We start from the raw sequence: 10,560 nt of genomic DNA on the forward strand, positions 1-10,560 counted from the left end.
TACGACAAACAGCCCGACCGCTACCTCGCCGCCATAACCCTGGCCAGCACACTCATCTGGCTCGATGCGTGATCGATAAGACGCTACCTAGGGGCAGGACGATCCAGACGTGCCACAGGCGCTGGCCGCGCCGTTCAGCCCGGCGCCGGGGCATGGAGAGTCTTACGATCAACAGGACAGCTAGGCACCTGTTGCCGGTTGCGGCCGGTTCCGGTCAGTTGGCCGCGCACCGCACGGAGAGTCCGTGCCGGCTGTGTCCGGCACGGACCCTGATGCAGCCTCCCACCGGCTACACCACCGCCCAGTCCAGCCCGAGCTCCGCCAGCTGCTGGAGCTTGTCGGCGCTCAGCTTGGCGCGCCTGGTCTTGCTGTTGCTCAGAAACACGCCGAGTCGGACTTCTGTGCCGTCTGGCAGGACTTCGATGTGGGAGCGGCTGATGGGCCCTACGGAGCCGGTGCGGGTCTTGTACCGCGCGAGGTAACGCTCGGAGGGGGGCTTGTTGGTGTATCGCGTGCTTGCTGACTTGGTGCGTTGTGGGTTCGTTGAGAGTAGCCGGGTGCACGGTTCCAGCGGGTGGTTCGGGGTGTGAGCTGGGGTTGTGTCGTGTGTGCTGCGTGGGGCCGGGCTCGTTGTGGGTTTCGCTGGCGCGTAAAGGCTCGGTTGGTGTTTGTGCTGGTCAGCGCTGCTTGCCTGTTCGGTGGGCGGGGGTTAAGTTCTGTCTCTTTGGTTAGCGTCGAGTCCAGATGAGGATGCTGGCGGGTGGAGTGCGGCCTGGTAGGCGATGGCGAGCTTGTCGGTTCGTGTGGCCAGGCCGCGCCACTGCTTGAGGCGGTTGATGCATCGTTCGACAGTGTTTCGCTGCTTGTAGGCCTCAGGGTCGAAGCCGGGTGGGCGGCCGCCCTGGCGGCCTCGCCGCAGGCGGTGGCCGTCTTGGTCGGACGGCTGGGGGATGACAGCTCGGATTCCCCGGCGCCGTAGGTGGCTGCGGATGGCGCGGGAGGAGTAGGCCCGGTCGGCCAGCACGGCCAGGGGCCGGGTCCGTGGCCTTCCGGGGCCGCTGCGGGGCACGCGGATGCGGGACATCACCGTCTCGAAGGCGGGTGCGTCACCTGCCTGGCCTGCGGTGACGGTGAAGGCGAGATGCCGTGCGTGGCCGTCTGCGGCCAGGTGGACCTTGGTGCTCAGCCCGCCGCGGGAGCGGCCCAGCGCGTGATCGGCGGGCTCGCCGCAGTGGGCCGCCCCCTGGAGTGCTCCGGCAGCGTGCTGATGAGCCCGGACGACGGTGGAGTCCACTGACACCGTCCAGTCGATGTCGTCATCGGCGTCCGCTGCCGCCAGGACGGCGGTGAGGATCATCTCCCAGGTGCCGTCCACGGCCCATCTGATCAGCCGCTTGTGAGCAGTCTGGAACGGTCCGAGCTCGTCGGTCAGGTCCCGCCAGGGCGAGTTGGTGCGGCACTTCCACGCGATGGCCTCAAGGGTGCGGCGGTGGTCGGCCCATCGCCGGCCGGCGACTTCGTCGACGTCAGGTGAGGGTGCCGGACCTGGCTGCAGTTTGCCCCGATACGCCCGGTAGAAGACTGGCTGTTCTGACAGCCGCGAATTGCTCGGAGTGAGGCGACGGCTGCGGTCGACTTTGCTCTCGCATACGATAGTCCACGTATAGGGCAAAGAGGCAGTCATGGCTGAGAAACCGATCAACCCGTCCGTATCGGATGTGACCTCGTCAGGACCCGAGAAGGCCAGCGTCGGAATTCACGGCATCACCGAATCCGCGCGGTATTCCATGGCCGAAATGGGGCCGAAGCGGAGTCTGCAGACGCTGTTGAAGGTGAACCACGTCGACGGCTTCGACTGTCCGAGCTGTGCGTGGGGCGACCCCGATCCCGACCACCGGAAGATCGCGGAGTTCTGCGAGAACGGCGCGAAGGCCGTCGCGTGGGAGGCCACGCGCAAACGCGTCGACGCGGCGTTCTTCGCCGAGCACTCCGTCGCTGACCTGCGGGAGCGGGACGGTCACTGGCTGGAGTCGCAGGGCCGACTGGCCCAGCCGATGCACCTCGCCCCCGGCGCGACGCACTACGCGCCCATTTCGTGGGAGGACGCGCTCGCCCTCACCGCCGATCGCCTGCTCGGCCTCGCCGATCCGAACCGTGCCGTCTTCTACACCAGCGGCCGGACGAGCAACGAGGCCGCCTTCCTCTACCAGTTGCTGGCGCGCAGGCTCGGCACGAACAATCTGCCCGACTGCTCGAACATGTGCCACGAGTCGAGCGGCGAGGCCCTGAGCGCGACCATCGGCGTCGGAAAAGGTCTCATCACGATCTCCGACATCACCGATTACGCGGACTTGATCATCATCGTGGGCCAGAACCCCGGCACCTGCCACCCCCGCATGCTCAGCGCGCTCGAACAGGCCAAGCGGCGCGGCGCCCGCATCATCGCAGCCAACCCGCTCCCCGAAGCCGGGTTCGGCCGCTATCACAACCCACAGACCGCGCGCGGCCTGGTCGGCCCGGGCACGCAGCTCGCCGACCGCTGGCTCCCGGTGCGCATCAACGGCGATCTGGCCCTTTTCGCGGGCCTGAACCGCACCCTGGTCGACCGGGAGGACTCCCAGCCGGGCTCCGTGCTCGACCACCACTTCATCGACCGGTACTGCGACGGCTTCGAAGCGGCCGCCACGGCATGGCGTGCCCTGGACTGGTCGCAGATCGAGACGATGGCCGGCCTGCCCCGCCGCCTGATCGAGGACTGCGCGGCCGACGTGCTCGCCGCGGACAGCGTCATCGTCTGCTGGGCGATGGGCCTCACCCAGCACCGCAACGCCGTGGCAACCATCCGCGAGATCGTCAACTTCCTCCTGTTGCGCGGCAATATCGGGCGCCCCGGTGCCGGGCCCGCCCCGATCCGCGGGCACAGCAACGTCCAGGGCGACCGCAGCATGGGCATCTGGGAGAGGATGCCGCAACCGTTCCTGGACAGACTCCGCGACGAGTTCGGGTTCGATCCGCCCCGTGCCCACGGCCTGGACACCGTCGGCTCGATCAAGGCCATGCGCGACGGTGAGGTCGACGTGTTCATGGGCCTCGGCGGCAACTTCGCCGCGGCCACGCCGGACACGCAGGTCACGGAGACCGCGCTGGCCAACTGTGCCCTCACCGTCCACGTCGCGACCAAGCTGAACCGGTCCCATCTGTGCCACGGCACCGAGGCATTGCTTCTGCCCTGCCTCGGCCGCACCGAGCGCGACCGGCAGGTCTCCGGTGAGCAGTTCGTGACGGTCGAGGACACGATGGCCATGGTGCACTCGTCGCACGGACGGCTCCTTCCGGGATCACCGCACCTGCGCAGCGAGGTCGCGATCGTCGCCGACCTCGGGCACGCTCTCTTCGGCGACGACCTCGGCTGGCGCGGCATGCGCGACGACTACGCCGTGATCCGCCGCCACATCGAGCACGTCTGCCCCGGATTCCACGCATACGAGGAGCGCGTTCGGCAGCCCGGCGGCTTCATGCTCCCCCGGGCACCGCGCGACTCCCGCACCTTTCCCACGTCGACCGGCAAGGCGCAGTTCACGGTCAACCCACCGACCGCTCCCGAAGTTCCGCCGGGACACCTGCTGCTGACGACGGTACGGTCGCACGACCAGTTCAACACCACCGTCTACGGCCTCGACGACCGTTACCGCGGCATCAAGGGAGGACGGCGGGTCGTCTTCCTCAACCGGAAGGACCTCCGCGACCTCCACCTCCACGACGGCGACCTGGTCGATCTGATCAGCGTCAACCCGGACGGTGAACGCCGCGCCCCCGGCTTCCGCGCCGTCCGCTATCCGACGCCGCGCGGCTGCGCCGCCGCCTACTACCCGGAGACGAACGTGCTGGTCGCCCTGGACTCCACGGCCGACACTAGTAACACGCCGGTGACCAAATCCATCGTGATCCGCATCGAACCCTCCGACGGGGGAGCTTCGGTGTGACGGTCAGGTCAGAGGCGGGACTCACCCTGCTGTGAGGTCGGGGCCTCGGTCCTGGCGGCCCGGATCCGGAGACCAAGCCCTTGGTGGAGGTTCTCGCGGCCGCCAACGACGGGGGGTTCCTCACCGAGGGCTCTCAGCCCGACGAATGCCACGCACGGCGTGGTGGACTCCGTCGCCTTTCAGGCGACAGTCGCGGAGGATCTTCCAGCCCTTCATCCGGGCGAAGGCATGGGCGCGGACCTTGCGATGTGAGGCGTTGTGGTCCTCTTTCCATGCCGGCAGTTCGGTCTGACCGCGCGCGCCTCGATGCGGAATGACCAGACCGGTGCCCCGGTAGCCGCCGTCCGCGATCACCGTGGTCCTGCCGACGGCGTCCTTGGCGCCGGACGGCTCCCATGCCTTGCAGTCATTGCGGTTGCCGGGCAGCGGTCGACCGACCACGACGACGAGTCGGCTGTCAGCGTCGATCACGATCTGATGGTTGGTGGAGTACCGATAGTTCTTGGACTGCTCGGCTACCTCGTGGTCGCGGGTGGGCAAGAGGGTTCCGTCCACGATCAGCACGGTGTCCTTGGAGAACCGGCGCCGCGGCCGCAGAGACATCAGCGGGCCGAGTGGTCGATGATCCGGTCTGCCGCAGACTTCGAGATGCCGAACAGCAGGGCTAGCTGGCGCATCGTCAAGTTCGTGCGCCAGTAGGCCGTGACCAGCAGCACTCGGTCCGCAAGGGCAGGCTCCAGGGTCGTCCTCGGCCAGCCGCGTCGGCTCCCTCACGCCGTAGTGCGGTCACCAACTTCCCGAAGCAGCGCGGGCTCAGCCCGGAGAACGGGGCTATCCAAGACGGCTCCGACGCCGTGATCACACCAGTCACAACCGTGATCATCCAACCCGTGCCCGACAGCCCGTAACGTCGGCTTCGCAAAAGTGATCCGAGCGCCAAGCCGGTACCCAGGCCAATCAGGGCTACGCGGGCCGCTGTCCGCCATGCGGGCGCCGCTCCTGCGGCAGGCACGTCAGGCGGATTGGGGGCGACGGCCGAGCGCGTCGGCGGTCCGGCAGCAATAGCACGAGCGTGCTCCTCGCCCACGATGGCAAGGAAGCGACGACCGATACGGCTTCCCGACGAACTGGCGGTCCATGAGGTGCGGGCCCTGCTCCAGTAGCACCGCCCAGCCTCTCCGGTGAACATCCCGGACAGCATGTCCCGCAGGAGAGGCTCGCGAATGGTCCCGATCTCGTAGCGTGCCGCTCTTCGAGTTCGACGCCGCGGCATGGTGCGTGGCGCATCGCGGCACTCCGGCGTGGGAACGGCCGGCGGCGGCAGTGCTGAACCATGACTACGAATGGTGGCGTTGTGCCCGGTGTGCAGGTCTGCTCTCTCAAGGTTGATACGCCGCAGCTGATCCCGCCGGGGACCGCGTACAAGATCGTCCGTTTCCCCTTCGGAGCGGCGGAGTCGACGGACCGATTCGAGATGCATCAGGCCGTCCAGCCGGACGGCTACGTGGTGAGTGACTGGGCGACGGACGACCGTAGCGGCCTGGTCTGGCCGTCCAAAGCCGGCTGGGGCCACCTGCACGCGGTGATCCAGTGGGAGGCCGCCGGCGGCACGGGCGGCTACAGCGAGCTGCGTGACCAGTATGTACGTGACCCGCTGGGCCTGACGCCCCATCCCTACGACACCACGGCGACCGAGCACCGCACGCCGACACCTGGCGGCCAGTTCTACGTCAAGAACCACGGCTTCTTCGTCGATCCGGGCACCCCGGTTGCGCTCCGTGTCACGCACAACGACGCCAGCTCGCGTCTGTTGACCCTCGCCGAGTTCAAGCTCGTCATCCACCATGCCGCCTAAAGGCGACGGCGACTTCCACCACGGCGACAAGAACACCCAGCTCTGCTGGTGGTTCACGGGAGACACCTGCCTCAGCCGTGAGAGCTACCACCCGAACCAGACCGGGACCAGAGCCTACGCACAGGCGTTCATGACGGCCGGCCCCCTGTCAGCCGACACACGACAGGAGTGGTGAGCACGAGTATGTCCGACAACGGCACCGTGGCGCAGCACGACCGCGGCACGGTGCCGTCCCCAGGGTGTCTCGCCGCCATCATGGTGCCCATCGTCATGGTGCCCATCGTCATGGTGCTGATCGTGGCGTCGGTTCTCATGGTCATGCACTACCGCCAGGAACGCGCGAACGACCAGAACGAGGCAGAAGCCCTGGACAGGACAGCCGCCCCGGCCCGGTTGTACGCGCGTGATGTGGCGGCGGCCCCGGGCGGCTTTTCCGGCCGGGAAGCTGTGCGCGGCATCGCTGAGCGGCACGATGGCAGGCTCATCTCTTACGCGCGGTCGGAAGGCTCGTTGACCACCACCGTCCGCTTCTTCGGAGAGTACGAGGACACCAGCATGTTCGGCGTGTCGTACTCCCGGTCCTACCGCTGCTACTCCATCGTGCTCCGGAAGGGGGCCGAGGGGGTACCGCAGGCGAGGACGACTCCCCTTGAGAAGTGCGATGTGATCTGATCCAGGCGACTGCGAAGCTGACCGGATTCCCGGCCCAGCTACAGCCTCAGCCCGCTCCACGACGTCGTGCACACCTGGCAGGCCCGCCTCGGCTACTTGACCAGCCGGAACGCGGGGTGCCCAACCCAGGCACGCAATCCGCCGTTCCCAGCGCCATCCAGTCGTTGTCCGCGATCCCCAACAGCCCCCGAAGGCCAGCGACGACCGACGCCTGCCCGTCCAGCAGCTCGGCTTTGGCCACGCCCCCGATGGCGTCCATGACAGCGACGGTCAACAGGGCCGTGGCCACGTGGTCGATCTCGCGATTGCTGCCGGCGCTGACATTGACCGCGTGGGTCGGCCTGAAGCCGAGGACGGCTTCCACCTCGGGCTCGTCCGCGTGCTCAGCCTCGAAGATGCTCTCGTCGCCGACACCCGGCCCCATCAAGTAGACCAGGAAGGGCCGACGCCAGTCCTCGCGCTGCGGATTGAATCAGTCCTCCTCCCGCCCGTCCTCGACGCCCAGTCGCTCTGCGGGCACGTTGACGTCGAAGAACCCGGGCCGCTTCTCGGCAAAGTGGGAAGAGAGCCCCAGCATCAACGCGCGGAACTCCCGCAGTGCTGCCGGGGAGAGCGGTTCCGCCAACTCGATCACCAACGTCGGACCAGACATGCCGGGAGCCTAGTTTGATCGGCTCCGCGACCGCTCACATTGTTCCCAACCGAGTCCAGCCGGTCCGAGCACCGACGCCGCCAACCCGGCGAACCAATGCGGTCAGGGCACTAGATTTTGGGCCCGGGGTTCCTGGGTTGGCCTCCCATTCGGTGGTCGCTCCAGTCGATGCTGTCGTCGTGGGCCTTGCTCGACGCGAGTCCGAGGAACCCGAGTAGGGGAGCTGCGATCAGGATGGCTCCGCACAGGCTGCCGATTGCGACGTAGGCCGCGGCGGCGGTGACGGCCCAGAACATGACGTCGCACACGATCCGAGCCCACAGAGGAAACGGGGCGCGCCACGCGTGATAGGCGCGGTACACGCGCACGAGCTTGCCGGAGGCACGCTTGGAACGGCCAGCCTTTCTCTGACCTGTCCTTCCGGTGTGGCCGTTACCGTACGGACGTCCCTTTTTTCTCGCTCATGGGCTCTTTGTTTTATTTGAGTGCCCGAGACCATAACTGCTCTCTCCTCTGGGGCGGGCAGCGGTCGCTCAAGACCCGATGCGCGCGAGCGAGAGCGTGAAGCTGCGCGAACATTCGCTGTGTTCGCCGACCGGCCGGGTGGTGGTGCGCTGGGCACTGAGACGCTGGGAACACAGTCCTGGCACCTTCGCCTCACCGACGCCCCCGGCCAGGGTCTGAGGAGGGCTGGGCAGCCGGTCCGGGGCCGGGTGGGGTGGTCTCAGCCGTGGAAGTTGATGTAGCCGTTGCGGTCGGGGTCGTCGTTGCGTTTGGTGTAGGCGTGGACGTCGGCGCGGCTGCCTGAGGGCTTGTACAGGTAGACGGTGTCCTTGTCGTTGTTCCACAGGAAGTTGCAGTTGTCGAGGTAGACGACGTTGTGGGTGTCGGAGTCGGTGCCGTGGCCGCCGCGCAGCTTCACATAGTCGCCGGGCTGCAGGTAGTGGTTGGCGGTGAAGGTGAAGCGGTTGCCGGTGGCGTCCTTGACGACGTGGCCCTTGAGGTTGATCGTCGAGCGGGACGAGTAGTTCTTCACTGTCAGGTACTCCTCGTCGGTGTTGCCCGAGGAGCAGCTGTTGGAGTCCCGGCCCGGCGCGTCGTACTGAACTCCGCGGATCTTCAATGCCGAGCTGTACTCGGCGGCGTGTGCGGGAGTAAAGGACAGGGCGGTCAGCGCGCCGGCCGCAACAGCGGCAGCCTTGACGAGGTTCTTGTGCAGAGCGGGCTCCCCATGGTTGAGCGGGTGGTGTCGCCTGCACGGTGAAACGCGGGTCTGCCGAGCATCTTGGCTCGCCCGGCGGCGCTCATCAGGCTGGCCGCCCGGAATGGGACGCCGGCCGGCCGCCGGACCCGGCTCTCGGTGCCGTCAACGATCCCGGTCATCCCTGCTGCGCCGAGATGGTCGACGACCTCTGCCAGGGTTCGCAGCCGCACGTCGGGGTTGATGGAAGCGTCGGCCGTGGAGCCTGCCGCTGGAGGACCGAGTGCTGATGGTCGCCGCGTATTGGCGGACGAATCTGACAGTGCACCACATCGCGCCGCTGTTCGGGGTGTCCACGTCTGCCGCCGACCGCATCAATCTGTGGTCAGTACGGGCGTGGTTCTGCGCTTGATGTGCTGGTCGAATCAGGTGATGATCTGCCGATGGCGCCGTCGGCGTGACATCCAGCCTCCGCTGCAACCGGTCCGGGCCTTACGCGGCTCTGACGCTACAGATCTGCAAGCTGCCGGTAAGGAGACCGACGTGACCTCTATCGCCTTCGAGTGCCACTCGCCTCAGGCCTTGGCCGACCCTTACGCCGTCGACGGCACCGAGCCCGTCTGGCCGGCCGCGGCGGGGGAGCAGCAGGACACGGACTACCTGCTGCCGCCGCCCAGCCCCGCGCAACGCCTGAGCTTCACCCTCGAGCCACGCGACCGGCGACGTCTGGAACTGCACGCGGCCCTGACCGCAGCAGGCATCCCGCCCCTTCCGGAAGACCGCGACGCCATCGACCAGCTCAGCGCCCTGTCAGGCAGCATCAACGCCACCCTCCAGCGCTGGCTGCACCACACCACGGCATGCTGACGTAGGGATTCTCCCAGCCTGAGCCCGCGGCGGGGCGTCGGTTCGCGGCCCCGCCGCGCTCGCGGCCGGCAGGACGTCAAGGCCGGCGGGGACACGGTGGCAAGAGCGAGCGTGGGCCGGCGAGCTCGAACTCGCCGAGGTTCTCGCGGGCGGCGCAGGCCAGCACGCGGGGCGCTGGCGTGTCGGTTTGCGGGTGCGCCGCCGCCCCGGCCTCGGCGGGCGCTGGCGTGCCTGGAGTACCAGCGGCCCCCGGCCAGGATGCACCGGCCGGTGACCGCCGGCGCCTCCACCGCTTCTGCGAGCAGGACCTCCATGCGGGTGTTGCAGCCGTCGCGGTCGGCGTCGATCGACCCGCCGAAGGACTGCTCGCGGTCGTAGCCGGTGCGGTCCTCCGCGGCGACGGGCAGTCGGGCCACCCGCTGCGGCCAGCGGCATAGTGTCGGCGGCCGGGGCGGCCTGCGCGGCCGGAACCCGCCAGGCCGAACGTCACTGGCCACCGGAGCGGCGCGGTGCTGTCATGGTAGGGAAGACGACGTGGACGAGCCGGCAGGGGCGCGGCCGCCCCGTCGTACAGCGGAGGAGGCCGATGCCATGCTGTACCGCCGCACGGTCGGTGACGTGATGACCGAGGATGTCGTCACCCTCCGCCCCAGCACACCGTTCCAGGAGGTCGCCGCCCTGCTGGACGCGAACGACATCGTCGCGGCCCCGGTCGTCGACGAGGACGGCGCTCCCGTCGGTGTCGTGTCCGCGTCCGACGTGCTGCGGCACGAGACCGGCATGCCCGAGCCGCAGAGTCAGGACGGGAACGACGAGCGTGCCTGGGGCAAGGCCCGGGCCCGGACCGCGGGCGCGCTCATGAGCAGCCCCGTCTTCACCGCCCGCGCCGACTGGACGATCCCCCGGGCAGCACGGGAACTCCGCAGGCGGCACGTTAAGCAGCTGCCGGTGGTCGGCGACGACGGGCTCCTCACCGGCATCGTCACCCGCAGTGACCTGCTCGACGCCTTCATCCGTTCCGACGTCGAGATCCGCGGCGAGGTCGAGCAGGACGTCCTGGGGCGCATCCTCGGCCTGGACGAGGGCACCGTCGCGGTCGAGGTCCGGGACGGGGTCGTCACCCTTCGGGGTCACGTCCCGGAACCGCGACTCGTTCCGGTGGTCGTGGGCCTCTGCCAGGGCGTCGACGGTGTCGTCGCCGTGGACGCCCACCTCGCCGCCGCCCGGGCGGGCTACTAGGCAGTGTCTTTCCGATCATCTGATCGTTGGGTCGGTCGTGAGGGATGGGGAGATATCTGACGCTGCGTGGACGGTGATCGAGCCTTTGCTG

General features: G+C 68.2%; 7 protein-coding genes and 5 pseudogenes. 6 read left to right on the top strand and 6 right to left on the bottom strand.

The window, feature by feature from the left end:
• Window positions 1–289: 289 nt before the first annotated feature.
• Window positions 290–478, bottom strand: a pseudogene (locus ABZ192_RS42620) (helicase); the annotation flags it as partial.
• Between the two features lie 250 nt (window positions 479–728).
• Window positions 729–1,555 (bottom strand): IS5 family transposase gene (locus ABZ192_RS42625; protein ID WP_356929843.1). Its coding sequence is split into 2 segments (ribosomal slippage): window positions 729–760 and window positions 760–1,555, totalling 828 coding nucleotides; the frame shifts between segments, so codons are not numbered across the junction.
• 127 nt (window positions 1,556–1,682) lie between these two features.
• On the opposite strand from ABZ192_RS42625, the gene ABZ192_RS42630 reads away from it, so the two are divergent.
• Entirely contained in the window at window positions 1,683–3,983 is a 2,301-nt protein-coding gene (locus ABZ192_RS42630; RefSeq protein ID WP_354750236.1) for an FdhF/YdeP family oxidoreductase, read from the top strand.
• A 120-nt stretch (window positions 3,984–4,103) separates the two neighbouring features.
• Here ABZ192_RS42630 and ABZ192_RS42635 read toward each other — a convergent pair.
• Both ABZ192_RS42635 and ABZ192_RS42640 read right to left on the bottom strand, forming a co-directional pair.
• Window positions 4,104–4,854, bottom strand: a pseudogene (locus ABZ192_RS42635) (transposase family protein).
• 174 nt (window positions 4,855–5,028) lie between these two features.
• A pseudogene (locus ABZ192_RS42640) lies at window positions 5,029–5,256 on the bottom strand (DUF6082 family protein); the annotation flags it as partial.
• A 60-nt stretch (window positions 5,257–5,316) separates the two neighbouring features.
• On the opposite strand from ABZ192_RS42640, the gene ABZ192_RS42645 reads away from it, so the two are divergent.
• Both ABZ192_RS42645 and ABZ192_RS42650 read left to right on the top strand, forming a co-directional pair.
• On the top strand, window positions 5,317–5,838 hold the full coding sequence (locus ABZ192_RS42645) for a hypothetical protein (protein ID WP_356929840.1): 522 nt from the start codon (window positions 5,317–5,319) through the stop codon (window positions 5,836–5,838).
• Window positions 5,839–6,021: 183 nt separating this feature from the next.
• On the top strand, window positions 6,022–6,510 hold the full coding sequence (locus ABZ192_RS42650; protein ID WP_356929841.1) for a hypothetical protein: 489 nt from the start codon (window positions 6,022–6,024) through the stop codon (window positions 6,508–6,510).
• Window positions 6,511–6,556: 46 nt separating this feature from the next.
• Here the strand turns inward: ABZ192_RS42650 and ABZ192_RS42655 are convergent.
• Both ABZ192_RS42655 and ABZ192_RS42660 read right to left on the bottom strand, forming a co-directional pair.
• Window positions 6,557–7,162 (bottom strand): annotated as a pseudogene (locus tag ABZ192_RS42655) (DUF6368 family protein).
• A 724-nt stretch (window positions 7,163–7,886) separates the two neighbouring features.
• On the bottom strand, window positions 7,887–8,381 hold the full coding sequence (locus ABZ192_RS42660) for a lamin tail domain-containing protein (protein WP_356929844.1): 495 nt from the start codon (window positions 8,379–8,381) through the stop codon (window positions 7,887–7,889).
• A 235-nt stretch (window positions 8,382–8,616) separates the two neighbouring features.
• Here ABZ192_RS42660 and ABZ192_RS42665 point away from each other — a divergent pair.
• The 3 genes and pseudogenes from ABZ192_RS42665 to ABZ192_RS42675 all read left to right on the top strand — a co-directional run.
• A pseudogene (locus tag ABZ192_RS42665) lies at window positions 8,617–8,739 on the top strand (transposase family protein); the annotation flags it as partial.
• Between the two features lie 167 nt (window positions 8,740–8,906).
• Window positions 8,907–9,230, top strand: a complete 324-nt coding sequence (locus ABZ192_RS42670) for a hypothetical protein (protein ID WP_356929842.1) — start codon at window positions 8,907–8,909, stop codon at window positions 9,228–9,230.
• 591 nt (window positions 9,231–9,821) lie between these two features.
• A complete protein-coding gene (locus ABZ192_RS42675) occupies window positions 9,822–10,469 on the top strand; it encodes a CBS domain-containing protein (RefSeq protein WP_356109772.1) in 648 nt (215 codons plus the stop codon).
• Window positions 10,470–10,560: the final 91 nt, after the last annotated feature.

It is taken from the genome of Streptomyces sp. NPDC006235, from assembly GCF_040613735.1.
GTDB lineage: Bacteria > Actinomycetota > Actinomycetes > Streptomycetales > Streptomycetaceae > Streptomyces.

Coding starts and splice junctions, on each gene's coding strand:
- ABZ192_RS42630 (WP_354750236.1), top strand. CDS start 1,683: ATGGCTGAGAAACCGATCAACCCGTCCGTATCGGATGTGACCTCGTCA.
- ABZ192_RS42645 (WP_356929840.1), top strand. CDS start 5,317: ATGACTACGAATGGTGGCGTTGTGCCCGGTGTGCAGGTCTGCTCTCTC.
- ABZ192_RS42650 (WP_356929841.1), top strand. CDS start 6,022: ATGTCCGACAACGGCACCGTGGCGCAGCACGACCGCGGCACGGTGCCG.
- ABZ192_RS42675 (WP_356109772.1), top strand. CDS start 9,822: ATGCTGTACCGCCGCACGGTCGGTGACGTGATGACCGAGGATGTCGTC.